At 42.5% G+C, this 26,785-nt stretch carries 25 protein-coding genes, 1 tRNA gene and 1 pseudogene; 6 read left to right on the forward strand and 21 right to left on the reverse strand.

Annotation, left to right across the window (positions count from 1 at the left end; all coding sequences use genetic code 11):
* The 4 genes from MKX52_RS15470 to MKX52_RS15485 all read right to left on the reverse strand — a co-directional run bounded on the left by MKX52_RS15470 (position 1) and on the right by MKX52_RS15485 (position 4,549).
* Entirely contained in the window at positions 1–1,140 is a 1,140-nt protein-coding gene (locus MKX52_RS15470) for a glycosyltransferase family 4 protein (RefSeq protein WP_342490987.1), read from the reverse strand.
* On the reverse strand, positions 1,106–2,980 hold the full coding sequence (locus MKX52_RS15475; RefSeq protein WP_012011327.1) for a nucleoside-diphosphate sugar epimerase/dehydratase: 1,875 nt from the start codon (positions 2,978–2,980) through the stop codon (positions 1,106–1,108). The genes MKX52_RS15470 and MKX52_RS15475 overlap by 35 nt, the downstream gene beginning before the upstream one ends.
* 164 nt (positions 2,981–3,144) lie before the next feature.
* Entirely contained in the window at positions 3,145–3,828 is a 684-nt protein-coding gene (locus tag MKX52_RS15480; protein WP_342490988.1) for a CpsD/CapB family tyrosine-protein kinase, read from the reverse strand.
* Positions 3,818–4,549 (reverse strand): Wzz/FepE/Etk N-terminal domain-containing protein, encoded by a 732-nt coding sequence (locus MKX52_RS15485; protein WP_342490989.1) that lies wholly within the window; start codon positions 4,547–4,549, stop codon positions 3,818–3,820. Before MKX52_RS15485 ends, MKX52_RS15480 begins: the two co-directional genes overlap by 11 nt.
* Before the next feature lie 257 nt (positions 4,550–4,806).
* Between MKX52_RS15485 and MKX52_RS15490 the strand changes: the two genes are divergently transcribed.
* Positions 4,807–5,277 (forward strand): helix-turn-helix domain-containing protein, encoded by a 471-nt coding sequence (locus tag MKX52_RS15490; protein ID WP_151021830.1) that lies wholly within the window; start codon positions 4,807–4,809, stop codon positions 5,275–5,277.
* An 88-nt stretch (positions 5,278–5,365) separates the two neighbouring features.
* Here MKX52_RS15490 and MKX52_RS15495 read toward each other — a convergent pair whose 3' ends face one another.
* From MKX52_RS15495 to MKX52_RS15510, 4 genes are all read right to left on the reverse strand, one after another.
* Positions 5,366–5,590 (reverse strand): phage holin, encoded by a 225-nt coding sequence (locus MKX52_RS15495; protein WP_012011330.1) that lies wholly within the window; start codon positions 5,588–5,590, stop codon positions 5,366–5,368.
* A gap of 139 nt (positions 5,591–5,729) precedes the next feature.
* Entirely contained in the window at positions 5,730–6,635 is a 906-nt protein-coding gene (locus MKX52_RS15500; RefSeq protein ID WP_186304916.1) for an iron-hydroxamate ABC transporter substrate-binding protein, read from the reverse strand.
* 17 nt (positions 6,636–6,652) lie between these two features.
* Positions 6,653–7,654 carry an iron ABC transporter permease gene (locus tag MKX52_RS15505; protein WP_342490990.1) on the reverse strand — a complete coding sequence of 334 codons (1,002 nt, stop codon included), beginning with the start codon at positions 7,652–7,654 and terminating at the stop codon, positions 6,653–6,655.
* Positions 7,651–8,691 carry an iron ABC transporter permease gene (locus MKX52_RS15510; protein ID WP_342491898.1) on the reverse strand — a complete coding sequence of 347 codons (1,041 nt, stop codon included), beginning with the start codon at positions 8,689–8,691 and terminating at the stop codon, positions 7,651–7,653. Before MKX52_RS15510 ends, MKX52_RS15505 begins: the two co-directional genes overlap by 4 nt.
* 297 nt (positions 8,692–8,988) lie before the next feature.
* Between MKX52_RS15510 and MKX52_RS15515 the strand changes: the two genes are divergently transcribed.
* Positions 8,989–10,398 carry a polysaccharide deacetylase family protein gene (locus MKX52_RS15515; protein WP_151021793.1) on the forward strand — a complete coding sequence of 470 codons (1,410 nt, stop codon included), beginning with the start codon at positions 8,989–8,991 and terminating at the stop codon, positions 10,396–10,398.
* Between the two features lie 14 nt (positions 10,399–10,412).
* Here the strand turns inward: MKX52_RS15515 and abc-f are convergent, their stop codons facing one another.
* From abc-f to MKX52_RS15565, 10 genes are all read right to left on the reverse strand, one after another.
* Entirely contained in the window at positions 10,413–11,972 is a 1,560-nt protein-coding gene (gene abc-f / locus MKX52_RS15520; RefSeq protein WP_342491899.1) for an ABC-F type ribosomal protection protein, read from the reverse strand.
* Between the two features lie 332 nt (positions 11,973–12,304).
* Positions 12,305–13,075, reverse strand: coding sequence for a dipeptide/oligopeptide/nickel ABC transporter ATP-binding protein (locus MKX52_RS15525; protein WP_342490991.1), 771 nt, complete (start codon positions 13,073–13,075; stop codon positions 12,305–12,307).
* Entirely contained in the window at positions 13,069–13,881 is an 813-nt protein-coding gene (locus tag MKX52_RS15530; RefSeq protein ID WP_251184799.1) for an ABC transporter ATP-binding protein, read from the reverse strand. Before MKX52_RS15530 ends, MKX52_RS15525 begins: the two co-directional genes overlap by 7 nt.
* Positions 13,844–14,734 (reverse strand): nickel/cobalt ABC transporter permease, encoded by an 891-nt coding sequence (opp1C, locus tag MKX52_RS15535; protein ID WP_342490992.1) that lies wholly within the window; start codon positions 14,732–14,734, stop codon positions 13,844–13,846. The genes MKX52_RS15530 and opp1C overlap by 38 nt, the downstream gene beginning before the upstream one ends.
* Positions 14,735–14,736: 2 nt before the next feature.
* Positions 14,737–15,666, reverse strand: coding sequence for a nickel/cobalt ABC transporter permease (gene opp1B, locus MKX52_RS15540; RefSeq protein ID WP_012011340.1), 930 nt, complete (start codon positions 15,664–15,666; stop codon positions 14,737–14,739).
* Between the two features lie 15 nt (positions 15,667–15,681).
* Positions 15,682–17,313, reverse strand: coding sequence for a nickel ABC transporter substrate-binding protein (nikA, locus tag MKX52_RS15545; RefSeq protein ID WP_119125408.1), 1,632 nt, complete (start codon positions 17,311–17,313; stop codon positions 15,682–15,684).
* A gap of 123 nt (positions 17,314–17,436) precedes the next feature.
* Positions 17,437–18,606: a macrolide family glycosyltransferase gene (locus tag MKX52_RS15550; protein WP_342490993.1), complete on the reverse strand. Its 1,170-nt coding sequence runs from the start codon at positions 18,604–18,606 to the stop codon at positions 17,437–17,439.
* A gap of 243 nt (positions 18,607–18,849) precedes the next feature.
* Entirely contained in the window at positions 18,850–19,401 is a 552-nt protein-coding gene (locus tag MKX52_RS15555; protein WP_012011343.1) for a hypothetical protein, read from the reverse strand.
* Positions 19,402–19,875: 474 nt separating this feature from the next.
* Positions 19,876–19,951: transfer RNA gene (locus MKX52_RS15560), tRNA-Arg, on the reverse strand.
* Between the two features lie 117 nt (positions 19,952–20,068).
* A complete protein-coding gene (locus MKX52_RS15565) occupies positions 20,069–20,374 on the reverse strand; it encodes a TM2 domain-containing protein (protein ID WP_012011345.1) in 306 nt (101 codons plus the stop codon).
* 227 nt (positions 20,375–20,601) lie between these two features.
* On the opposite strand from MKX52_RS15565, the gene clpP reads away from it, so the two are divergent.
* A complete protein-coding gene (gene clpP / locus MKX52_RS15570) occupies positions 20,602–21,198 on the forward strand; it encodes an ATP-dependent Clp endopeptidase proteolytic subunit ClpP (RefSeq protein WP_007500118.1) in 597 nt (198 codons plus the stop codon).
* 59 nt (positions 21,199–21,257) lie between these two features.
* On the opposite strand, the gene MKX52_RS15575 is transcribed toward clpP, so the two are convergent.
* Positions 21,258–21,836 (reverse strand): TIGR00730 family Rossman fold protein, encoded by a 579-nt coding sequence (locus MKX52_RS15575; protein WP_151021788.1) that lies wholly within the window; start codon positions 21,834–21,836, stop codon positions 21,258–21,260.
* Between the two features lie 137 nt (positions 21,837–21,973).
* On the opposite strand from MKX52_RS15575, the gene MKX52_RS15580 reads away from it, so the two are divergent.
* Positions 21,974–22,303 carry a MazG-like family protein gene (locus MKX52_RS15580; RefSeq protein ID WP_012011348.1) on the forward strand — a complete coding sequence of 110 codons (330 nt, stop codon included), beginning with the start codon at positions 21,974–21,976 and terminating at the stop codon, positions 22,301–22,303.
* A gap of 28 nt (positions 22,304–22,331) precedes the next feature.
* Here the strand turns inward: MKX52_RS15580 and MKX52_RS15585 are convergent, their stop codons facing one another.
* Both MKX52_RS15585 and MKX52_RS15590 read right to left on the reverse strand, forming a co-directional pair.
* Positions 22,332–23,954, reverse strand: a complete 1,623-nt coding sequence (locus MKX52_RS15585) for a SulP family inorganic anion transporter (protein ID WP_342490994.1) — start codon at positions 23,952–23,954, stop codon at positions 22,332–22,334.
* A 37-nt stretch (positions 23,955–23,991) separates the two neighbouring features.
* Complete coding sequence (locus tag MKX52_RS15590; RefSeq protein WP_217016408.1) at positions 23,992–24,573, reverse strand: carbonic anhydrase; 582 nt, start codon at positions 24,571–24,573, stop codon at positions 23,992–23,994.
* A 553-nt stretch (positions 24,574–25,126) separates the two neighbouring features.
* Between MKX52_RS15590 and MKX52_RS15595 the strand changes: the two genes are divergently transcribed.
* Complete coding sequence (locus MKX52_RS15595) at positions 25,127–26,098, forward strand: D-glycerate dehydrogenase (RefSeq protein WP_144502974.1); 972 nt, start codon at positions 25,127–25,129, stop codon at positions 26,096–26,098.
* 340 nt (positions 26,099–26,438) lie between these two features.
* Positions 26,439–26,777: pseudogene (locus tag MKX52_RS15600) on the forward strand (ribonuclease); the annotation flags it as partial.
* Positions 26,778–26,785: the final 8 nt, after the last annotated feature.

A 26,785-nucleotide genomic window follows, 5' to 3' on the forward strand; every position in this document is an offset into this window, starting at 1 on the left:
TCACATCACCTTCTCTGCTTGATCCATATAAGTGGTATAAATTTCTTCCATCGCACTCACCGTCTGCTCCTGTGCAAATGCATGTGCTAAGGAGCGCCCTGCTTTTCCCATGAGGGGCAGCTGATCCCTTTTGTGATAAAGCTGGTGCAAATATTCAGCCAAGTCATTCACATCATGTGGTTTGACTAAAAAACCATTTACGCCATGTCTGATCAGTTCACAGTGTCCTCTATTCTCTGTAGCAATGACTGGCTTTTCTGCAGACATGGCTTCAAGCAGATTCATGCCAAGCCCTTCTCTCAAACTAGTCGATACACATACATCACTCAAATGCATCCATTCTTCAATTTGTTTGCAAAAACCAGCAAAGTGGACCTGCTTTTCAAGATGGAGCTCATGAACTAGCTTTTCATACGTCGGCCGCATGGCCCCGTCCCCGGCAAACACGATCTTCACATTTGGTATTTTCCTATATAGCTGGGCACATGCTTTGATGAGCATCCCTTGGTTTTTATTCGCATTTAATTCGCCAGCGCACAGCACAATAAAATCTTCTGAAGAAAAGCCATGGACTGCACGAAGACGCTGCTTTTCTTTTTCATTAACTGGTGCAAATCGTTTCATATCCACACCCATACCAGGAACATAATAAACAGATGCCCGCTCTTTTGATAGACGATCAGCTCTTTTAAAATCTTCTCCATTAATGGTGATCAGAGCGTCTGTATGGCGGGCGAGCCATCGCTCAATCGGATAATAGAGCAACCAGTTTTGAAGCGGCGCTCCTTGCCAAAAGTGAAAGCCATGGGCTGTGTAAAGTACCTTCGTCCCTTTTCTGCGCGCGCTTTTGGCTGCAAGTCTACCAATCACACTGCCCATTGGTGTGTGACAATGGATGAAGTCGTAGTGCTCTTTCGCTAACAGCTTCTTCAGCTCGACATACGCAAGCCGGTTGTGCACATGAAAAGGAGAGCGCTGAATCGGAATCGAGTGCGCTTGATCCACATAGGGAAGCTCCAGCTGACCATTTGCCGCTGTGTGCACTTCCCATCCTTGTTCCTGAAACCACCGGAAATATGGAAGGTGAAATGCCTGAAAATGATAGTCAACCGTTGCGCAAAACAAGACTTTTTTCTTCATCAGCAAGCGCTTCCCCCTCTCTTGTCATCTGTTCAGACAACAAATCATGTGATTCGATGGCAGCAAACAATGCTTCTCTCATTTGCTCTTCACTCATCATGTCAAATTCATGGATAAAGCGGTTCAGCACATATGGGTCCCCATCCAGCGCATGGCCGATATGAATTTTCGGGAAAATTTGTTCCTGTGCTTTTTCATGTTGGTTGAGTAGTTCCTCATACATTTTCTCCCCAGGGCGAATGCCTGTGAACGTAATCGGAATCTGGTCTGTGGTGTAGCCTGAGAGGTGAATGAGGTTTTCTGCGAGGTCGACAATTTTCACTGGCTCCCCCATATCTAATACAAAAATCTGTCTTCCTTCTGCTAGGGCTCCCGCCTGAATGACAAGTCTTGATGCTTCTGGAATGGTCATAAAATATCTTGTCATGGCTGGGTGTGTGACCGTGACCGGCCCCCCTTGTTCAATCTGTTTCTTAAAAATTGGAATGACGCTTCCCCTGCTTCCGAGCACATTACCAAACCGAACCGCGACAAATTTTGTGTCACTGCTTGCCCCCATTTGCATGATTAGCATTTCAGCAAATCGTTTTGTGGCGCCCATGACATTAGCAGGATTGACCGCCTTGTCAGAAGAAATGAGGACGAATGTTTCAATGCCATGCTCATGTGCAGCTTCTGCGACATTTTTTGTCCCGATAATATTGTTTTTCACTGCTTCTTTTGGACTGATCTCCATGAGCGGGACATGCTTATGTGCCGCGGCATGATAAATCATATCCGGCTGAAACTGACCAACGATTTCACTCATTTTTTGTTTATCTTGGATATCCGCAATTTGCGGATAGAGACTGATGGTATCCCCATAAATTTCTTTCAGCTCTAGTAAAATAGAATGAATGCTAAATTCTCCATGTCCCACAAGCACAATCGCTTGAGGAGCAAACACACAAATTTGACGACAGATTTCTGATCCAATTGATCCGCCTGCCCCTGTAACCATGATCGTTTTCCCCTTTAAATGGACAGATAGACGGCTTGAATCTAATTGAATCGGTTCTCTCCCTAATAAATCCTCTGGCTGTACATCTCGTAATTGATTCAGCGCATGGGTTCCTTTTAAAATCTGCTCCATCTCCGGCATGATCTGCGTTTTGACCCCCGTCGCTACGCACTCCTTATACAGCCCTTTTAACGTATGACTGCTTTTGGACGGAATGGCGATGATGATCTTTTGTATATCCATCATCACAACAGCTGTTTGAATCTGTTCTTTTCCTCCTAGAACAGGCAGTCCCATGATTTCAAGCTTATGCTTCGTCTTGTCATCATCTATGAAGGCGACGGGTTCAATATGTACATCACTCGATTGCTGAAGCTGACGAACGATAATGGTCCCAGCCGATCCGGCGCCAATGATTAAAGCCCGCTCTTTTTCTACCTGTAGCCGCTTTGCCCCATCATGGAGTAGCCTGGACGCCATTCGAGATGCACCGATGAATAATACGTGGAAAAGCCACACGATGAATAAAAAACGAAAGGGCCATGTCTGCACGAAAAGGTACAGCATTGCCATTGAAAATAAAAAAGAACATACAAAGGTCTTCATTAAAGAAAATAACTCTCTTACTCCTGTATAAGCCCATACTTGCTTGTACACGTGAAAAATATACGAAAACAAATGGTGCCCAATGAGTAGACTGAGCGAAGAAATGACGAGCATTTCAAATGTATAAACAGTTAACGCCGCTTCTTGGACAAATTGAAAACCAAAAAAGACAGCCACTAAGATGAGATATGAATCTAGTGCCACGATGATTGATAATCTTTGGGCGTAAGTCAACGCTCCTCCCCCTTTTTAAAACATCACTATTCTTACGTAAAATGGGCATCAAACCCGTCCTCACATCCCACTATTGATGACGAGCATCTAAGGCATTGTCATGCCCACAGCAGGATCGAGTGCCTCCATTGTTAAAGATTAGGAGACATCACCTATCAATCTTGTTAATACATATACAGCTTTCCCTTTTTCTCTTTTTTTCCATTTAGCATAGCTCCAAGTAGTTTACCTGTTGTCCCGTCTAATACTTCTTTTGATTTCTTCACTGCAGCTATCTTTGTTTTGCCGCTTAAGACAACGAGAATGCTTCCATCTGTCCGGTTCGCCAGGATCTTTGCATCGGCCACTGGCAGAAGCGGCGCAGAATCCACAATCACCATGTCATATTGCTGTTCGATTTCATAAAACAGCTGCTTCATGACAGAAGAGGAGAGCAGCTCAGCTGGATTCGGCGGAATGGTTCCGCTCGGAAGCAGCTCTAAATGCTCAATGGGTGTGGGTAAAATGGCTTCCTCCAAGCTGCAATTATTTAATAGCACATTGGTCAAGCCCGTATGATGACTCAGGTCAAAATATTCATGAACAGCCGGCTTTCGCAAATCAGCATCCATCAGCAGCACCCGCTTTTTCTGCTGTGCAAAAACAGCTGCTAGGTTTGCAGCCGTAAATGATTTCCCTTCCTTCGGCAAGGAGGATGTCACCAATATAGATTTCAACCTTGTTTGGATGGATGTGAATTCAATGTTCGTTCGGATCGTACGGAATTGTTCTGCTATGACAGAGTGAGGATTTAATACTGAAATACAGGATAAATCTCTCTTTTCTCTTTTCTTTCTCTTAAAGATCAATGTTCTGTCCTCCCGTTATGACGGACTGCTTGTCTTTTTTTGCCCTCCTGTCTGCCTGCATCTGATAGACGCTGCCGAGCGACGGCAATCCGATCTCTTCTCTTATTTGATGTGTTCGTTTTACAGTATCATCGAGTAAGTTCATTAAGAAAATGAGTGTTACCCCCCCTAATAAAGAGGCGCCTAGTGCCAGTACGATATGAACGAATTTTCTTGAATTCATGAGAATCGTATTGGACAGTTTGGCTTCAGACAAAACATTAATGCGATCCATATTCATGGTTTTTTTGATTTCTTCTTGCAGCACCTCTGTTGCAGTATTCGCAATGGCAACTGCCTTTGCGCGATCCTCATCTTGTACAGAAATATTAATGACCTCTGACTCATTTTCTGTACTTGTGGCAATTTTGTGTTTTAATCCTTCAGCTGATTCTGTGAGATTGAGTGTTTCTTTTACTTTTTCAATGACGATTGGACTTTTTAATAAAACTTGAAAGGTACGTGTATATTGAAGGTTCATCTGAATATCGTTTAAATCTGCTTGTGCGTCATTGCTGCGTTTATGAACAAGAATTTGAGTGGTTGCCTGATATACAGGAGTCGAGACATAGAACTGATAGTAGGCTGAAATGCCCGTTACGATCAGGACAATCAGGATCAGAAGGGCCATTTTCTCTTTAATGACAGAAAACAGCTGCTTAAAACCTATATTCTCATTCATAGATACCTCCCGATTTCATCATAAAAAGGTTATATATGGTTTCTTTTTGTTAATGATTGGATTATAAAAGATAATACCCGCAAAGAAAAATGTCATAATAGGTCTTATAGTTCTTTTTAAAGAACGAAATCGTTCGTTTTCTTTTGTTTACTTCCTGATTCTTACGTTTTTGAATTTTATAAAGAACAATTTATTTCTTATAATGAACGAAAAGGTCGCACTACGATTCGCTAGGGAGAAGGGAGATCATTGATCGAATGATAGGAAAGGTGATACGCATTTACCGAAAGAGGAAAGGATACTCCATTCAGCAGCTGGCTGAAGATGCCCATGTCTCTAAATCGTATTTGAGTAAGATTGAGCGCGGTGTCCACAGAAATCCATCTGTCCAGTTTTTAAAAAAGGTATCCTCTTCGCTAGAGATTGATTTACAAGAGCTGTTTGATGCAGAGACGATGATGTTTCATGACGCTGAGAGTGGTGAACACGAATGGCGGGAGCATATCGTCAATGCCGTCCAATCCGGCATGCCAAAAGAAGAACTCTATCAGCTACTCCAAACGTCTCGAAAGGAGCAGGAAGATAGAACGTTACATGTCACTAATAGAAAACTGACGGATTCGAATATATCAGAGTGGAAGGGTCTGATGAGTGAAGCAAAGGCTATCGGCTTAAGCATTGAGGAAGTAAAAGCATTCCTTGCCAACATGGGAGAACGACGGGCGTAAGCCTTTCAGGAAGAGTCAAATTGCGGGGAGAGGCGTTTGACGCTTCGCTGAAAAAGAGCCTTTTATCATGAAAAGGCTCTTTTTCCTCTTATTCTGCTTTTTTTGTTCGTGCTTTTTTCGTTATATCATTGTTTTTCCAATAGGCCCAGAGAGATGTAATCCCAAGAAAGGCTAACGTGATGAATTGCTGAATACCTTCTTCATCAATAGGAATTGGGCTTTTTCCCGCAGCGGTTAGCGCACTGTTGACAAGTGCGAGCAAAAGCAGTACAAGCCTTGCGATTGTACCTGCACTAATTTTTTGAACCTCCAACTGTAACCCCTCCCTTTCTTCCCCTTCACGGGTGATACGGCTCGTTCTCTCTCATATGTATGCAAAAGCCGAATGAATAGAAGACCGGATCAAAAAAAGAGACATCATACCTATATAAGGAATGATGCCTGATTTCATCTTATTTTGATGTAGAGAACATCTCTTTCGCTTCATCCAATGCCATTTTATTGCCTAGTGCTGAGTAATCGAGCCATGGCTGATCGGCAATCGGATAGACCTGATTGTTCTTCACAGCTTTTAGACCCTTCCAAATCGGTGTCTTTTCTAGTTGCTTGAATGCTTGCTGCGCTTTATCATCGCGGTTCACGACGACAAAGATAGCATCTGCATCATAGTCAGGAAGAACCTCTTGAGAAATCACTTCAAATGGACGCTTGCTGTCCAGTTTCTTCACACCATCGACAGGTGTAAGGCCTAAATCCTCGTACAAGATTGGACCCATTGGGCGCTTCATGCTAAATACTCGAAGCTCTTTTGCCGTCACACGGATCGCCATTACTTTTCCGTTTCCAATCTTTTGTTTGATGAGTGATTTGACTTCTTTTGCTTCTTGATTGTAATCCTGAATATATTGATCGGCTTCTTTCTCTTTATTGACGAGCTTGCCGATTTTTTTCAAATGATCGCGCCAAGTGCCGTTATTTAAATTAAATACTTCTGTTTTGGCGATTTTCTTATATTTCGATAAATCTTGTCCAGCTAATTCTTCATCAACGTAAATAACATCTGGTTGTAGGGCAAGCAGAGACTCCATATCGGGATCGGCTGCGATACCAAGCTTCTTCGTACCACTCAGCTGCTTTTTCGCATGTGGAAGGAAATCCTTTAAATCCCCTCCTACAACAGAGCCTGCCGGCTTGATACCGAGTGCTAATAAGTCATTCGTTAAATGAATAGACAAGGAAGCAATTTTCGGTGTTCCATGATCATTTTGAGTTGTTTTATTCTTTGTTTCCTGTTGACCACAAGCAGCAAGTATGATGAAACAGAGCGTTAAACCAAGCACAAGTAATTTTTTCATGATGAGTTCCTCTTTCTTGTTTATTTCGTTTTTGCTAATAAATAGAGAAAATAAGGAGCGCCGATAAAAGCCACAACGACACCCGCTGGTATGGCATTTGGGGCAAAGATGGAACGCCCGATTGTATCGGCACTGACCAAAATCAACAAGCCGATCAGCGCACTAACAGGTAAAAAATATTGATGAAGTGAGCCGACAAGCCGCCTTGCCAAATGAGGGGCGACAAGTCCAATAAAACCAATACCACCTGTCATCGAAACACTTGCACTCGCCAAACCAACAGCTAAGGTTAGCAAAAGGAGACGCTGACGCTGGACACGTACACCGACACTTGAGGCAACAGCATCTCCTAATGTCAACGCATTGAGCGTGCTTGACTGCATCAACGTAAGCGGTACAAGACATACAATCCAAGGAAAAAGTGCTAACACATGAATCCAGTCTCTCCCCCATACATTGCCAACAAGCCATCTTGAAGCAAATGTATAAGTATCTTCATCTAGCTTGAGTGACAAAAATAATGTCAAAGCACTGAATCCCGCTGCCACCGCAATTCCTACTAGGATCAGCCGAATGGGAACGAGACCTTCCTGCCGGTCATACGCCAAAAGCACGATGACCGCTGCCGCAAGAAGTCCCCCGCCAAATGTGAAGAGCGGAATAAGAAGAGAGGGATTGCCTTCTAGTGCGTGAAAATACGTCACAAACACGATTAAGCCAAAAGCGGCGCCTGCATTCAGTCCAATAATCCCTGGATCGGCCAGCGGGTTACGAGATAGACTTTGCAAAATGCCTCCCGCAATACCAAGACCAATTCCCGCTAGCATCGTTACCACGATTCGGGGCAGACGATAGTCAAACAGCACCGTTTCACTTTGAAAATCTCCAAAGCCGAATAACGTTTTGACGACCACAAGAGGATTCAGTTTCAGCGTACCGGTATTTAAGCTATACAGCACAACAGCCGCACTTAGACAAAGCAAAACGACTGTCACAGCAAGAGCTCGCTGTTTCTCTCTCACGACAGGTTCCTCCCTTCTTTTCTGGCAATATATAAGAAGAAAGGAACACCGACAAGTGCCACCATCACGCCAATAGCAAGCTCTCGCGGCGGATTAACGGTGCGGCTGGCAAGGTCAGCAAAGACAAGCAGCACCGCGCCTAATATCGCTGACATCGGAATGACGAAACGATAGTTTACACCAACCAGCTTTCGTGCAATATGCGGGATAACAAGACCGACAAATCCAATGGAGCCGACTGCTGATACAGAAACCCCTGCTAATAATACAGCAGTTACCATTCCTAGTATTCGCACTTGTCGCGTTTTCACCCCTAAATTTGCCGCAACATCTTCACCAAGCGATAGTAGCGAAAGTGACCGTCCTAATAGCATCGCCCATACGATCACTATGAGAATGACCGGGGCAAGAATAGTCAGCTGCGGCCATTTCACACCAGCCACTCCGCCTGCATACCAAAACGCAAGGTCCTGACTTAAGTCAAAATAAATCGCGATTCCAGAGCTAAGTGCATGAAGCAATGCAGCCACAACGGCTCCTGCTACTGTTAAGCGCAGTGGTGTCAAAACGCCACCAGCCGCACCAATCGCAAAGATCAGCAGCGTACTGAGCACTGCACCAATAAAGGAAAACAACATCAATGCCGAATAAGGGATGCCTGGGAAAAAAGCAAAACAGAGAGCGACCACAAACATCGCACCGCCATTGATGCCCAAAATCCCCGCATCGGCCAGCGGGTTTCTTGTTATTCCCTGCATGAGCGCACCCGCTACGGCAAATGCCGCTCCAACAAGAGCTGCTCCTAAAACACGTGGAAGTCTTAATTCATGGATGATCTGTTGCTCTGTGACATCTGACTGATAATCAAATACAGCTGTCCAAACCGTTTGCAGAGACAATGTTTTGGCACCATATGACACAGCCAAAAACATGGCAGCCGCCAAACCAATGACGGCGAGAAAAAATATCAAAAAGAACAAACTATATGATGATCGTTTTTGTTGAGGTGTTCGCTTATCCTGCAAAATCGGTGTCATCCTTTTCTTCATTAAAAGTCTGTTTGAAAATGAGAATCATAATCATCAAAATTATATCTGCCTGCCTCTTAAAAATCAATCTACGCCTTATTTTTTAATTAATGAAGGTATTCAGGTGACAGCCTTTGCTCATTTCAAACGGCCTATCATTTTTTCTCATAGTTTAATAGGAAAATAGTTGACATTCCGTCTGGATATCCTCTAAAATTACAAAAGTAAGTCAAATGTTATAAAAATATTACAAACAGATGTCAAACTGATAAAGAATGGCCCGTCTTGAGAGGAGATTTGAACGTTGTGTCACTAAAGGGAAAATGGAGTATCGGCCTATTTGCACTTGCGATCGTCATTGGAGTCGTTGCTTTCTTTCAGAATCAACAAGCAAGTGGAACCGAGAAGAAAAATGTAAAACAGGATACGAACTATAAAAACGTCGAAATCGTTACTCTCGTAAATGACGGGAAATTTATGAGATATGCAGTCAACTATCCTCTTTTTCATCAAAAGAAGCTAGATGACAAGATTCAAAGCTACGCCAATTCAGCTTTAGAGCATTTCAAAAAGACGTTTAGTGAAGCCAAGGACGTCGATGAAAACAAACGCTTTGAATTGAATATTGATTATGATATGGTGCATTATGCGAAGCAGTCTGCTGCGATTCGCTTTACCACTTATACCTATACAGGTCAGCAAAATGGGACCACTAATCATCTCACGATCAACTATGATTTTCAGAAAAAAACCTTTCTTGACACAAAAGATCTATTTCTGCCTAAAACCAACTTTTTGAAGAAACTATCCTACATTACATATTCGGAGCTTCAAAAGGACAAAACCTTATCTAAGGATCAAGCGCTCCTTCAGAAAGGAACAGCCCCGACTGCTCAAAACTTCAGTCAATTTGCCTTGAAAGAGAAATATGTAGAATTTTATTTCCCAGCCTCGCAAGTCGCCGACGAGGATCTTGGTCCGCAAACACTCGCGATTAAAAAGACGCTGCTGAAAGATATAATGAAGCCAGAATATATGAATAAAACCAAAAATCAAAATGAAATGAAAGAACCAAATCCGAAAAGAAAAGCCGTCAAGCTGCCGCAAAAATCAAAGCTTGATCCAAATCAAAAAGCCATTGCCCTTACATTTGATGATGGTCCGAACCCTGCGACCACCTCAAAAATTTTAGAAGCACTGAAGGAAAATAAAGGACATGCGACCTTTTTCGTATTAGGCAGCAGGGTGCAGTATTACCCTGGTATGCTTGCCGATATTCTAAAAGGCGGGAATGAAATCGGGAACCACTCTTACAGTCATCCTTTATTAACAAGACTGCCTTTAAAAGAGGCGGTGAAACAAGTGAAGGACACTCAGAAGCTGATTGAGAAAGCGAGCGGCTATACACCTACTCACTTTAGACCGCCATATGGTGGAACAAATCAAAACATCAATCAAGCGGTTGGGATGAAGGTCTCTTTATGGGATGTTGATCCAGAGGATTGGAAAGTTCGCAACAGCCAGCAGATCACAAACCACGTTCTCTCACATGCAGCAGATGGTAGAACGGTGTTGATGCACGATATTTATGACAGCTCAGCTCAAGCAGCGGTGAAGATCATTCATGAGCTCACCAAACAAGGGTATCAGCTCGTCACAGTCAGTGAACTTGATGAATTAAAAAAAGAGCGACATGAACAAGCCCCTGTGCAATAACACAGGGGTTTTCTTTATGACTCCAAAGATTTTTTTTGTTTCAATAATGCTTGAAATGTCTCCTCCAGCTCCTGGGACGGCTCAATACTTAACCGGCTGAGCACTTCAGACAGCTGTAAATCAATTAACAGCAGTTCCTCTTCTCTTTGGGTCACAGCTGGTTTGTCGTCTTTTTGTTTATACGCTTCATATGTTCCATCAAATGCTTCAATACGCTTTTCATGAACATGAAAAATGCGAGTTGCCACCTTCTCAATCAGTCTGCGGTCGTGGGAAATGAACACAACAGTACCTGGGTAATCCCTCAAGAGACCTTCAAGCGCTTCAACTGCCGCCAGATCTAGAAAGTTCGTCGGTTCATCCAGCATAAGAACATTGGCATTGCTGACAAGTAAGGACGCCAGTATGGTCTTCACCCGTTCTCCCCCGCTTAACACCCCAACAGGTTTATGGACGTCATCCCCTCGAAATCCAAGTCTCGCTAAAACCGTTCGTACCACTGTCTCATCTTGAACTGCCTCTTTCAGCGCATTTTGTAAAATTGATTCATCTACCGTTAATCCTGAAAGATCTTGACGAAAATAGCCTAGCTTGACAGCTTCTGAGCGAGAAACTCCGGGATGTCCATTCACCAGCATTCGAAGAAATGTCGTTTTTCCGCTCCCATTCTTGCCAATGATGGCAACCTTGTCCCCGCCTCTCACTTCCACATTCGCCTGCTTCCAAAGCAATTGATCGCCAACCTTGCAATCTACATTTTTCACTCGCAAAATGGTACGGCTCGCTACTTCCTTCATTGTATGCTGCGTCATTTGAATGGGCTGAATGTCTTTTACTTTTTCAACTTTTTCTAATTTCTCCATCCTTGTTTCAATTGATTTGGCGGTTTTTTGCAGCTTTTTTTGCTTATTTGCATAGTAGGGCTTTGCAATTTTTGGCCCTGAGGATTTCAGCTTTTGAGATGGCTTTGTCGCTTTGTCGGCTTTTTTCTTTTTCTTTTCCAGCGCATGCTCTAACTGTTTTTTCTTTTGTGTATAAGCTTCGTACGCTTCCATCTGCTGACGATGCGCTAACTCTTTTTGCTGTGCAAAATGCGTGTAGTTGCCTTTGTATTGATTGAGACGTCCATGATCCAGCTCCCAAATTTCCGTACATACCGCATCTAAAAAAGCACGATCATGTGAAACGACGATGAGAGCTCCTTGATAAGTGTGAAGCTTCTCTTCCAACCACTCAATGTGCTCAGTATCTAAATGAGTCGTTGGTTCATCTGCTAATAAAAGGGCAGAAGGACGATTTAACGCGCGCTCAATATAAGTCTGGGTCATTTCACCACCACTCTGTGTGCCTTCTGCTTGTTTTAGCTGAGGAAGCAGTGTGCAAGTCGTTGTGGCAGCATACGTGCCACTGTCTGGTTTCTCTTGCCCCGTGAGCACGTGTAATAGTGTCGTTTTCCCGCTTCCATTTGCCCCGACAAGTCCAATACGGTCACTTTGATGGATGGTAAGTTCCTCAATATCAAATAACAATCGGTCTTTTCGAAATACTTTTAACTGATTGGCTTTTACTAACATCCAATCCTCTCCTTTCGTATCAGGAGACATGAAAAAGCCTCCCATTCTCAGAATAGGAGGCAAAATGGTGTACAAAAATAAGCGGATCAATCCCGGATGACGTGCCGTTCCTATCTGAACACACACATCCCCCGTATCAATCACGTCATTCTTTGATTCCCATGCTGTACCATCCTATTCCGAAGCTAAAAAATGAAAACGCAGCAAACATGGCAAACCAATCGTTTGCTCACTGCCTTCGTTTTTTCATTTTGCTTACAGGTCATAGGATTAGTACTTCATTGCATTGGGTCACCCTTCCGTCGTTTGTTACGTATACGATAAAAGATTGGTTATTTTTTGTCAAGTTGAAATGGCATAAGTGAGTCCATTAATTTCAGCGTAAATGGATGAACCGCATCAAGCAGTTCATTCTTATTACATTCTTCCACTATGCTTCCTTCATGTAAGAAAAGGAGACGATCACATAGATACACTGCCGCTTCTATATCATGAGTAATCATAAGGATGGTCATGTCTAGCTCTTGTTTTAATGTCTCGAGCAGCTCCAATATTTGCACCTGAACAGAGACATCTAGTGAGCTCAGAACTTCGTCTAGTATGAGAATGGATGGATGCGTTGAAATTGCTCGTGCGATACACACTCGCTGGAGCTGACCACCGCTTAGCTGATGAGCATACTGATTTAGTAAAGAAAAGGGTAATCTGACTTGTTCAAGCAACGATAAAATCTTCTGATCCACATTTTTTTCCTGCTTTAACAATCGCATAGGTTCCGCAACGATCTCTTTCACCGTAAAGGAAGGGTGAACTGAAGATCGATAATCCTGAAAGACAACACTCATTTTTCCACGGTTCATCTTCCGCCATGTGTCAGCTGACCTCCTATCAATCTGCACCTTGCCGTGATCTATTTTTTCTAAACCGAGCAGGATTCGTGCCAATGTACTTTTACCGCTGCCGCTTTCACCGACTAATCCGGCACATTGTCCCTGTTCGATTTCAAACGAAACGTTTGAGATGCGTGGTGTTGACCGCATTTGCCGAGGAAAGAAACCTTTCTTCTCTCCATGTTTGATGAGACTATCAGCTGTGATCAACATGGAAATGCCCTCACCCTCTGCTGCCGCAACGTTTCCAGGGGGGCAGATAATCGGCGCCTCGTCTCAAGTAGATGCTTCGTTTGTTGATGCTCAGGCACTGTGAATATCTTCTCAGCTGGGCGATGCTCAAGCATCTCTCCTTGATGCATCACCAACACCTCGTCAGCAATTGCCTGAACGACGCCTAAATCATGCGAAATGATGATTAAGACCGCGCCTGTTTCTTCTTTCAGCCTCTGTAATTGCATGATGACTTCACGCCGATTATACGCATCAAGCGACGAAGTTGGCTCATCGGCAATAATCACATCAGGAGAAAGCATCATCGCGATTGCAATCATCACTCGCTGAAGCATACCTCCAGATAATTCATGAGGATATTTCTTCAATAATTCATTTGGATTATTCAAATGAACTCGCTCCAGTCCCGCGATGGCATGTGCTTTCCCTTTATTTCCGTGTAAGCCCAAATGTCGCTGGAATGTTTCCATCATTTGATGACCAATGGTTTCGATGGGGTTGAACGCATTCATCGCATCCTGTGAGATGAAGCCAATTCGCTTGCCTCGCCACTGCTCAGCCGTCTGAATTGTCAATGTTTCATCGTCAAATAGGATCGTCCCCTCTACTTCTAGCGAAGGTGGAATCAAGCCAATTAACGCTTTTGCGACGGTTGATTTTCCGCTCCCACTTTCTCCAATTATGGCTAAACAGTGTTGCTGTAGGGAGAATGTCATGTTCGTCACGATACTCTTTTGCTGGACTGGATCATGTACGGACAGGTTTTTTACGTCGATGAAAGGCAAATGGTCTCGCTCCCTTCTTATTGTGATGATACATCGCAGGGGTCGTAGCCTGTTGCAGGCTGTCTCCTAAAAAGTTCAGCGCCATGACCACAAATAAGATGGCGAGCCCAGGCGCAAGCATATGGGCTGGATGGGTCACCATGACATTTTTCGCTTCGTTGAGCATCATCCCCCATTCCGGGGTAGGTGCGCTCACACCTAATCCCAGAAAAGACAAGGCTGATATATTTAAAATGACCCATCCCGCATCAAGTGTCGCAAAAACAGCTATTTCTCCTGAAATGCGAGGAAATAAATGCTTTCTCAGGATGTAAAATGAAGAGCCGCCAGACACTTTTACAAACTGAACAGATGGTTCATTTACATATTGTAGAACAGATGAACGAATCATCCTTGTATACCAAGCCCATTTCGCTAGGACATTTGCCAAAATTATATTGAACAGTCCAGGCCCCAGTATCCCGACAATCGCTAGAATCATCACTTCTGCTGGGAAGGAGAGCATGACATCACACACCCTCATCAACAAGCCGTCCACCTTTCCTCGGAAAAAACCCGCCATGATTCCAAGTAAACTGCCAATGAGCATCGTTATACACATCGTCAGCATCGCCGCAAGCATTGTGGTGCGAATCCCATGTAAAAGCCGTGACAATACGCACCTCCCGAGCTGATCCGTTCCAAGCGGATAAGTCAGACTGATGCCGGCATATTTTTGAAGAATGTTCGTTTCGGTTGGGTCATGTGGTGCGAGCACTGGTGCAAGCAGTCCTGCTAAAGCGACAAGTACTAATAACCAGATAGAAACAACCGCCATACGATCTTTTTTTAATTGTTGCCAACCTATCTTCACTTTCACGCCTCCTTTCGCAGTTGAGGATTCATCATCATTTGTACAACATCAGCCACGAGGTTACACACAACAAAAAGGAACCCCATCACAAATAAATAAGCTTGAATAATCGGAAAATCAGCGTGAAAAATAGCTGTTACACACAACCGGCCAACCCCTGGCCAAGCAAAAAGATTTTCAATAATAACCGTGCCAGCAATAAGCTTAGGAATAGACATACCAAGTGCTGTAACTGCTAATTGAAGCGCATGTCTCATTACTTTCAATTGAATAGCGCGTTCCTTTAACCCGCGAGCTCTTGCATAAAAAACAAAGGGCTCGTGCTGAAATTTCAGGATTTGATTTCGGATCAGTCTCACATAGGTGGATAAGTAGCCAAGCGATAGTGTGACAGCTGGGAGAAGAAGCGATTTGAACCCTTCCATACCACTTGTATTAACCCAATTGAATTTGACAGAAAAAAGCCAAATAAATAAAATCCCTAACCAAAAACTAGGCATTGAAGCAGCGATAAACACAAAGGCTCTCAGTACTCGGTCCAACCAGGTATGCGCTGCATACGCACAGATCACTCCGAATAACAAACTCAGCACAATGATGAAAAAGAGCGCTGCTCCTGCAAGCTGCAATGTAGCAGGCATCGCCCCCATGATGAGATCAAAAACCGGTTCTTGTGTGACATAACTCCTGCCAAAATCACCTGATAATCCATCTTTAAGCCATGTGACATACCGTATTAGAAATGGCTGATCTAAGCCTAGCTCCTGCCGCATCGATTCAATCATGTCTTCTGTTGGAGTGACTTGATTCACCCGCAAAGCGACTTCAGCTGGATCACTTGCCCGCATCGTCAGCAGGACAAAGGCAAAGAAAGTAATAAACACCATGAGTGGGAAAAGAAGCAATATTCGTTTGAAGAGATAGCGTGTCATGTGTGCGCCTCCTCTTTATGACGAAAAATACATACGGTCAAAGGGAATTTCATACTGTGACACGTGAAAACCAATGCCTTTCAGGCGCTTATTATAAACAGCCTTTGTCACAGAATAAGAGATTGGAATGTAGACATTTTCATCATGGATATACGTCAAGACGTCTCGATACATTTGTTTCCGCTTTTTCTCATCTGGTTCTACCAATACTTTCGTAATCGTCTCGTCCAGCCACTTTTTCTTCTTCAACCCTAATTGGGCTTGGTAATCAGCATGTGATGCTACGCGGAACGAAGAAACATAGGTTTGAGGATCATAAGGAAGTCCCCATGATAGTGAGTACATCAGGTCGAATTTCCCTGTTTTTTGTCGATCTAGAAATGCCTGTTTTTCTTCTCCTCTAATATCCAGATTAACTCCAACCTGCTTGAAATCTTGTTGAATCGATTCACTTATCGTTCTTTCGCCTGCATTATCGGAATTATAGTAAATGGCGACACTCAGCCTTTTGCCATTTTGATAGCGGTAGCCATCTTCTTTCAGCTTCCAGCCTGCCTCATCCAATAATGTCTCTGCTTTCTCCTTTTGATAGGTTTTCTTTTTCAGAGGGATATCCGCGTAAGGGACTGACGGGGCAAGCAGCGTATGGGCCACCTGTTCCGTTCCATTTAAAATGCCTTTTGTGATCATCTCTTTTTGAATGGCATATTGAAACGCTTCTCTGACTTTCGGATCTTTTGTCATTGGCTGGTTTGAATTGATGACAATCGACCTCGAACCAACAGGTGGACTCACGGTCACACCATATTGACCTGCTTCCTTTAAAGCCTGGAATGAGTCTCCGTCGATCATGTCACCATCCGCTCCAAATAAGAGATCTATTTCTCCTTTTTGCAGAGCAAGTAAAATCGTTTGATGATCCGGCATGACTTTCCATTTCACTGTTGAAATGTTTGGCTTTCTCCCCCAGTAGTGGTCATTCGCTTTAAAAACGGCATATTGATTTTTTTTATGTTCCTTTAGCACATAAGGACCTGTGCCTGCATAGCTTTGAACTCCTTTTGCAGTCGTTCCATCAATGAAGCTTTTTGGAGAAATAAAACGGAAGGGACGTGTTAAGCCCAATTCTTCTAACGTAGGATAATAAGGCTCTTTTAATGTGAGAATAAAAGTATATTCGTCCACCGCCTTTGTGGATTTGATTTCGGATACGAGATTCAGCCAAGCGTTCTTTTCAATGTTTTTAACGACGGCGTCCATATTCATTTTCACTGCCTTTGCATTAAAAGGCTCACCGTCTGAAAAAGTCACGCCTTTTCGAAGGTGAAAGGTGTAGGTCCTCCCATCCTTTGAAATGTCCCAACTTTTGGCTAAGGCAGGCTGAACGCCCTTCTCTGTATTGACGACAAGCGATTCAAACACCATATTTTGAGCGGCCATCTCTCCGCCATATAAATGGGGGTTGATATCCCTTATATCTTTTGTACTTGCATACACCAGCTCATCTTCTTCTCTGTCATTCATACCGGAAGATGCTTTGTTATCAGAACATGATGCCAACAAAAAACAAGCCATGACTGAAAAAAGCATCAAGGTGTATGTCACATAGGTTTGCTTTTTCTTTATGTATACAGGCTGATCACTCATATGTACTACCTCCGAATCTCGAGTTATCGTAATCATTACGATTATTAATCGAAATGATTACGAATTGAATAATAGCATACAGGATTCGGGAATACAATCACTTTTTTCATCAAAAAAACAGACTCATAATTGAGTCTGTTTCGTCTGCATCCATTGATCGATCGTCCGCAATGCTTTATCGGTTCCACCTGCTGTTTGGAAGCTTTCTTCAATTTTTTCAATTCCAGCACGGTACGTGTCGCTTCCTAGAACAGATTCTACGGTTTCTCTTAGCTGCTTTGCTGTCAGTTGATCTTTATCAAGTGCTCGGGCAGCAGATAGCTCGGTCAGTCTTTGTGCGACCATCGGCTGATCTTTGTCGACCGGAATGACAACCATTGGCACGTGATAATGAATGCCTTCATTGACACTGTTCATTCCGCCATGCGTCACAAACACGTCTGTCAGTTCAAGCACTTCAAGCTGCGGCACATAAGACTCGATCAGAAAATGAGAAGGTGCTTCTTTTAAGAGAGACCGATCCACTTTTTCACCTGTTGCGAGTACCACTTTTCCATCAAAGTCGGCAAAGGCATCAATACACATATTAAAAAATGCCTCTGTATCTCCAAGAACAGTTCCCATCGAAATAAAGACAACTTTTTCTCGCTCAAGAGCTTCCAGCGGGAAATCATGCTGATCTGCCCTTTTTAGAAAGCTCGGTCCAATGAAAACAAATGAATCGTTCACTGCATCGACAGACGGCTGAAAATATTCACTTGTATACACGATATTCAATTCTCCGCGATTTTTCATGAATTGCATCAAACGCGTTGGCTGAACGCCAAAACGCTCTTGTATGCTTTCTAACAGATAATCGGCTTTCTCATCCTTTCTGTATAGAGGTGTATCAAAATGCGCCTCTTGCAGCACAAAAGATGGGTTTGAACCGATCCCTGGAATTTGTAAGTAATCTCGAACAAGCTCCCCTACCCCAAACATATCATAATAGACAAAATCAAATGAATGCTGCTGAGATAGTGTTTCCACCACCTCTAAAATATCAAATGATGTTTGCAGCATCGCATGAAAGAACGGCTGCATGGAATCGAGATTTCCTTCATCCACGTGTAATGTCCGAATATAGTCTGGATGTTTATGTACGTGAGCGCCTAAGCGTTTCATTCGTTCTTCATAATGTACCGTTGTGACCGCATGCACTTCATCTCCACGATCTGCCCATGCTTTGATAATTCCTAACATAGGATTCACATGCCCTTCAGCAGGAAATGTAATCAATAAAACCTTCGCCACAGAAATACCTCCTCATTGTCAATTCTCTTCCATGTTAATCATATACAGCCAGCAGGCTCAACAAATACGCCTGTAAAGGGAAGAAATGAGTCTTATGGCTAGTATTTCATGATAAAGTGGCAGGAAAAAAGACAAAGTCTCCTAATAAGCACTTTGTCTTTTTCACATTACGATTTGAGAAGCATTTTTTTTAAATACATCAGACTGTTTTTTCAATAGAGATCGGATCTGATGTTTTGATATTTATTCAAAGCACGCTGAATACACATTTCCTATATTGAAAAATTCAAGCAGTGCTCTTTTTGCTTCAGGACTAGCATTTTTCGCTGCTTTATTTACAGCTGCCTTTACAGCATTCCACTTACTTTTCCCCGCCTGTCTGGCGGCTTTATACGCTGGAATCAATGTTTTAACAAATTTTGTCGCGCCTCCTGCAGCTTTTATTGCGGACTTGACTTTTGCAATTTTTGCTATTGGTATAACATTGGTTATAATAGCAGTTCCAACCGCAGAAATACAACCAACTACACCCATAGTAACAACCTCACCATGTCGTTGAAGAGGGATATTAGAGTTCTCTTTCAACCATTTAACTACGGCTTCATCTCCTTTTGCAATAACGCTGTCAGGTAAAGCTTCAATCGTCAATAAAACCTCTAGCAACTCTTGATACTCTTCATCCACTTCTGAATTAGGACTAATTGCTGTTGCATTCGCAGTAAAAATCGTTGACAATAACATGAAAAGAGCTGTTATGAAGCATATAACACTCTTCTTATGAAAAATAGTTGTCATCCAATATACCCCTTTCTTGTTTATTTTTTGTATATGAGGTAAAAATATCATATTATAATAATTGTTTCAATTTTATAGATTCATATTGGAGGGATATTTTGTGAAAGTCTTGGAGAAATACAGTTATTTAATCATCATTCTTTGTCTGGCGGCAATGATCGTGACAAACTTCACTGTGAATGACAATACAATAAAAAATACTGTATCCGTGATTGGATTTATCATTGTTCTTCTTACAATTATACCTGCGGCTATTTACAGGAAAGGCCAAAAAGGCAGGTAACCCCTTTATAGCAATAACCCCCATTCTTATGTTAAGAGTGGGGGTTATTTTATTATACTCGGATAGATGTTGCTGTGTTGCTACAAGATCATTTTTTCACTAACGATCAATCCGATTGAACATACAAAAACCCCTCATCAAATGAAGAGGGGTTCATGAAAGACCTTTATCATCGTAAACAAGGTCAAGTACGCGCTCGGAGGGATTCGAACCCCCGGCAGACGTGGTACCGGAAACCACCGCTCTATCCAACTGAGCTACGAGCGCACGATATGTTTTTGAACGTCAGCATATCAAATTATAAGGGAAATGCTACAAGAAAGCAATGATATTCTGATGTCTTCAAAGAAGAAGCCTGCACCGAAAAGATGCAGACTTTGCTACTTATGCACTTTTAACTGATGCAATAATTTTTCGTTCTATGTTTTCATTTACTTCATCCACTGTTTTGACAAGACAAATGATCCCATCAATAAATGGCCAAATGAACAATGTCAACCATCCTAGTAGAAGCATGGTCACTGCATAGCCTTTCTTTTCATCAAGATAAAAACGATGAACGGCAATCGCTCCAAGGAACCACCACAAAATAAATACAACTAATTTCGACTTTTTTTTGGCTTGAAGTTCGGTTGATACAACAATACGCTGTTGATCAGTCAAATTACTTTTCTCCAAAAGATTATCCACTCTTTTTCCTTCTTTCTGACTATATATAATGATGACATAGGTAATATTACCTCATAGCAGAAAGTTTTACCATATTTTTTTAAAACTTTTCCATGGTTTAAGAAAATAAATTTTGGGAAAAATAACATGTGGTTGTCGAATTTTTTGATTGCGTTTTGTTTGACCTTTATTGACCAAAAATGTATCATTGAATTACATACTTACCTAAAAGGTGAAGGAGGAACATTATGAATTTAATACCTACAGTCATTGAACAAACAAATCGTGGGGAAAGAGCTTACGACATTTATTCTCGTCTTTTAAAAGACCGTATTATCATGCTTGGTTCTGCGATCGATGACAATGTTGCCAACTCCATCGTGTCACAGCTGCTTTTCTTAGAAGCTGAAGATCCAGAAAAAGATATTTCTATCTACATTAACAGCCCTGGCGGTTCAATCACAGCTGGTATGGCCATTTACGATACGATGCAATTTATTAAACCAAAGGTATCAACCATTTGTATTGGTATGGCTGCATCTATGGGTGCGTTCCTGCTTGCTGCTGGTGAAAAAGGTAAGCGTTATGCCCTTCCAAACAGTGAAGTCATGATTCACCAACCACTAGGTGGTGCCCAAGGTCAAGCAACAGAAATTGAAATTGCGGCAAAACGAATCCTTTCTTTACGCGATAAACTGAACCAAGTACTTGCTGAACGTACTGGTCAGCCAATTGAAGTCATTGAGCGCGATACAGATCGTGACAACTTCAAAACAGCGGAAGAAGCACTTCAATACGGACTCATTGACAAAGTCTTGACCCGTAATACAGAAGAACAAAAATAATATGACAAAATAAACCGTCTGCTCCTTAAACAGACGGTTTTTTGTGTTGAAAATACGCTTTACGACAACTCCGTCCATTTCTGCTCAAGAGTTGGTGTTTGATAAGAAGACATCTGTGTGATTAATTCCTCCGGTTCGCTGGAAGCATGTAACAATTGAAGATGTGATTCATTCGAAAAACCTTCCTGTACACTAAACTTCACCATGTCTATAAGCGGATTGAAATAGTCATTCACTTGATACAAGCCGATTGGCTTTTGGTGAATGCCGATTTGAGCCCAGCATAGCACCTCAAATAATTCTTCATATGTACCAAAGCCGCCTGGCATCGCAATAAATCCATCAGCCAGCTCACTCATTTTCGCTTTTCGTTCGTGCATTCCTGTTACTTCGATTAATTCTGTCAGCTCTTGATGCACCACTTCTCCTCTAAAAAGCCCTTTAGGCATCACCCCAATGACTTCCCCGCCATGTCTTAAGACCTCATCTGCAATGGCACCCATTAATCCAATTCGTGAACCGCCGTATACAAGTCGGATGTCTTGCTCTGCCATATAAGCCCCTAGCTCTACAGCCTTTTCTTTGTAGACGTCCTTCACGCCTGGATTCGAACCAGCAAACACACAAATCGTTTTCATCAAAAACAGCTCCATCTCTCTCTATGATTTCTTCACCCACTCATTCTACTATAATTGTTTTTTAAAAAACAGCTGCTTCATCTATATATAGTGTAAAATCAAAAGGTGCACACCATATAAGGAGCTGTTTAAAGAGAATGCAAACAAATGAGATGGAGAAATGGATTAAGGATTTTTACAAAAAGAGAAATTGGGCAGAATACGGACCGTTTATCCGGTTAGGGTTCCTGATGGAAGAAACAGGCGAACTCGCGCGCGCTGTTAGAGCCATCGAGATCGGACGTGACCGGCCTGACGAACAAAAACAAAAATCAGCTGAGTTGAAGAGAGAACTCGTTGAAGAAATGGGAGATGTATTAGGGAATCTACTTATTTTAGCCGATCTCTATGATGTGACAGTAGAAGAGATTTTCTCCTCGCATCAACAGAAACTCACAAAGCGTTTTTCAGAACTGAAAAGCACGTGACCACATCGTCACATGCTTTTTTCCATCTTTATAGATGCTGAGGTGAAATATCATCAGTTCGTTCAAAGAAATACTGTTTTCCAATATGATGGAAAAGACCTGTTCGACGCAAAAGCTCTTTCGGCTGCGATTGAAGTCCGACAATCATCAGCTTACCATTATGATGCTTTAACCGATTGGAGATATTCATTAACACCGCTTCTGCTGATGTGTCCATATAATTGACTTTATTCATGAGCAGAATGAGCGTTTTCGGCTTTGTCTGAACATGGTCCAAAATTGAATTTTCGAGTGAATCTGTTGTTCCGAAAAACAGCGGCCCTTCAATGGCGTACATACTGATGCCTTGCTGGTCTGTCTGTTTTTCTAAAGCAGCTGCCGTTTCCATTTGGGGAACCACAACATTTGGACGAATGCTGGTTGTCTGGCTCATTTTTTTGATAAAAGCGATAAAGGCTAAAATGAGCCCTGCGGTGACGCCAATTATCAAATCACCGATGACCGTCAGCAAGAAGGTAACGACAAGTACAAGGGAATCCGCATTTTTCACTTTTACAATATTGATAAACTCTTTTTTCTCACTCATATTCCAAGCCACAAACATTAAAATCGGTGCCATCGCAGCAAGTGGAATCATCGACGCATATGGTGCAAACAGCATTAAGATAAGCAAGACGACGACGCCATGCACAACACCTGAAATCGGGCTTGCTCCGCCATTTTTGATGTTTGTTGCCGTACGAGCAATCGCCCCAGTCGCTGGAATTCCTCCAAACAACGGTGCCGCCATATTGGCAATTCCTTGCCCGACAAGCTCTTTATTGCTGTCATGCTTTGAGCCTTTCATATTGTCTGCGACCATTGCGGATAAAATTGATTCCACGCCGCCTAAAAGCGCAATGATAATCGCTGGAGGGAGGAGATAGATCATTTTTTCAATCGTTAATTCAGGAAAAGCAAAGCTTGGCAGCTGACGAGGAATTTCCCCGTATGCCGAGCCGATCGTTTCAACTTGTCCTTGGAAAAAGAGAACAGCTAGAAACGTTGAAGCCAATAAACCTAATAGAGCACCAGGTATTTTTGGAATGTATTTTTGTGCCGCCAAAATCACAATGAGCCCAATCACAGCTGTGAGGATGGCAAGACTGTTTGCAGTACCGAGATGGACCACAATTTCTCTCATATTAAGGAAAAAGCTTTCATGCTTTTCAACACCCTTTAATCCGAGGAAGTTGGCAATCTGCCCTGAAAAAATAATGACAGCAATGCCAGCAGTAAAGCCGATGATAACCGGACGAGGAATAAATTTCATGAGCTTTCCTAGTTTGAATATTCCGAATAAGACAAGCATACACCCTGCCATAAAACCGGCAATGAGTAAGTTTTCGATACCATATTGGCTGACGATACCAAATAAAATCGGAACAAACGCTCCAGTCGGCCCGCCAATCTGATACTTTGAACCACCAAACAATGAAATCAAAATGCCGGCAACGATGACTGTATATAATCCATATTCTGGTCCGACACCAGATGCAATGGCAAAAGCCATGCCTAAAGGAATTGCCACAACGCCCACGACAAGCCCAGCGATTAAATCACGTCTCAACTTTGATGTATCATATCCTTCAAATCTTCCATAAAAACGCATGGTATGTGTTGGCCTCCTTCAAGTATGTGTAGATGATTTAGGTATACTGCGCGTCAATCTGTTTATCTTTCACAACGACATCCAGCTTTCCCGTTGCTGGATGAATGACAAGTCCATGAACAGCCACATCACTTGGCATAAGTGGATGCTCTTTGACCAATTTCACACTTTGGAACACGCTCTCTTCAACCGAATCAAAGCCTGTCAGCCATCCCTTTAAATCAACCCCTGAGTTTTTCACAATGCTCAAACATTTCTCTTCAATACCGCGCGCTTTCGCCTTTTCAAGTAAAGGATCTGCCGCAAGACCTGCCATTCCGCATTCATGATGTCCTACAATGCATACCTCTTCTGCCTTTAGTTCATAGATAGCTAGAAGAATACTCCGCATCACACTGCCAAAAGGATGTGTGACGATGGCGCCCGCATTTTTAATGACCTTCGCATCACCGTTGCGCAGTCCCATGGATTGCGGCAATAATTCCAAAAGACGTGTATCCATGCAAGTTAATATAACGAGTTTCTTTTCGGGAAATTTCCCCGCTTTGTAAGGCTCATAATGTCTCTCATGTACGAACTCTGAATTGTGCTGAAGAATCTGTTCTAATTTTGATCCCATTTTGCCATCTCCCATCTCTTTATAAGTCACGTAAGCTCCTGCTTGACCTCCTTTTCTTTCGTGTGTTCTCAAGCATAAAGAGGAAAAATGATAGAAAAAAAAGAAAAAAATGAGAAAACGATGAGAAGACATGTGGTCATTTTCTATCATTTACGATTCATCGCAAGGGGCGCGCGGTCTTCCTTTCAATCTATCATTCTCTGATCGCCAAAAGACGATGAAATGGTTTAGTAGAAAACAACCTTCCCGTTTAATATGTTTCAAATATAATCATTTTTCTATCAAAAAATCTCGATCTATTTTCCAGTTTGTCAGATAATCTCTCAGAAAATCAGGCTTTTTCATATGTCACATCTCCCATTAGCTGATTTCCATATAAGTAAAAAATGCATCAGATGGCATATGAATATACCTTTTCACTAAGAAACTGTCTCTCTTTTCCGTTATTTTAGTATATTAAATATTGAGCAGATAACCTTCAAACGTGTTCAACCGAAATGGTTGCTTTATAATAAAAGAAGCAAGATGATCATGTGAAAGGAGCGAGTTGACATTGACACCACACATTTTTGTCGCCAAACCATTACCCGCCTCATTTGAGGAATTACTAAAGGAACATTGTACATACGAGGTGTGGCAATCCAAAGACCCCATTCCAAAAGATATTTTGTTTCAAAAACTGCAGCATGCTGATGGTCTTTTAACGTCTGGAACGAAAATCGATCAAGAGCTATTAGATCACGCTCCCAAACTTAAGGTAGTGAGCAATAACTCTGTTGGCTATGACAATTTCGATATAGAAGTGATGAGGCAAAGAGGCGTAATTGGGACGCACACGCCCCATACACTCGACCATACTGTCGCAGACCTTGCATTTTCACTCATTCTTTCCTCTGCACGAAGAATTGCCGAGCTTGATCGTTTTATCCGTGAGGGGAATTGGACGAAATTTGTACAGGAAGAAGATATTTTTGGCATCGATGTCCATCATCAAACGCTTGGCATTATTGGCATGGGACGAATCGGAGAGCAAGTCGCCAAACGAGCTGCTCATGGTTTTGATATGAATGTCCTGTATCATAACCGCAGCCGGAATGAAAAGGCTGAATCAGCATATGGCGCTTTATATTGCACACTTGATGACCTGTTAAAACAAGCTGATATCATTGTCTTGATTACACCGCTGACCGATGAAACGTATCATATGATTGGCGAACGAGAATTGAAGTTAATGAAGCAAACGGCTTTATTTGTAAACATCTCCCGCGGGAAAACAGTGGATGAAAAAAGCCTCATTCAAGCACTTCAAGAGGGATGGATCAAAGGTGCAGGTCTTGATGTGTTTGAACAGGAACCGCTTCAGGAGAATCATCCTTTCAAAGAAATGAACAATGTCACCCTTGTTCCTCACATCGGTTCTGCTACTGAAACAACACGGGATCTTATGCTGAAACGAGCCATTCATAATGTGATTCATGGAATTGATGGCAAAGCCCCTATAGATATTGTGAAAGAGCTTGCTTGATTTTAATCGGAAAAGACGCAGAATCCAGAGCTGCGTCTTTTTCTTTATTTCATCAGAAGGGTATCAGGAGAAAAGCCTCATTTTAGCAAAGATCCTGTTTCTTTACATTTCCTTCATATTCGGGTGCTATAATATGAGGTAGACAAGCATCAAGAGGACAGCTTCCGATTTCCTTAATAGGAGGATGAAGATGAAAAAAATCAGTTCGATTTTTACTATGTTTGCTCTGATCGCCGCTATTCTGTTTTCTGGTTTTATTCCGCAGCAAGCCTATGCTGAAACACCACTTACACCGACCGCCACAAATGAAACAGCTTCTATTCAACTGACATCAGATGTCCATACCCTTGCCGTCATTAATACGTTTGATGGTGTAGCCGATTATTTGATTCGCTACAAACGACTGCCTGATAACTACATCACAAAATCACAAGCAAGTGCCCTTGGTTGGGTGGCGTCAAAGGGAAATCTAGCAGAGGTTGCCCCAGGCAAAAGCATTGGTGGAGATGTTTTCTCTAACCGAGAGGGGCGTCTTCCTTCAGCAAGCGGACGCACATGGCGTGAAGCAGATATCAACTACGTCTCAGGCTTCCGCAATGCTGACCGCCTCGTGTATTCAAGTGACTGGCTCATTTACAAAACAACAGACCATTACGCAACATTCACACGTATTCGATAATCAATCAA

Source organism: Bacillus sp. FSL R5-0422 (assembly GCF_038610765.1).
GTDB classification, from domain to species: domain Bacteria; phylum Bacillota; class Bacilli; order Bacillales; family Bacillaceae; genus Bacillus; species Bacillus pumilus_O.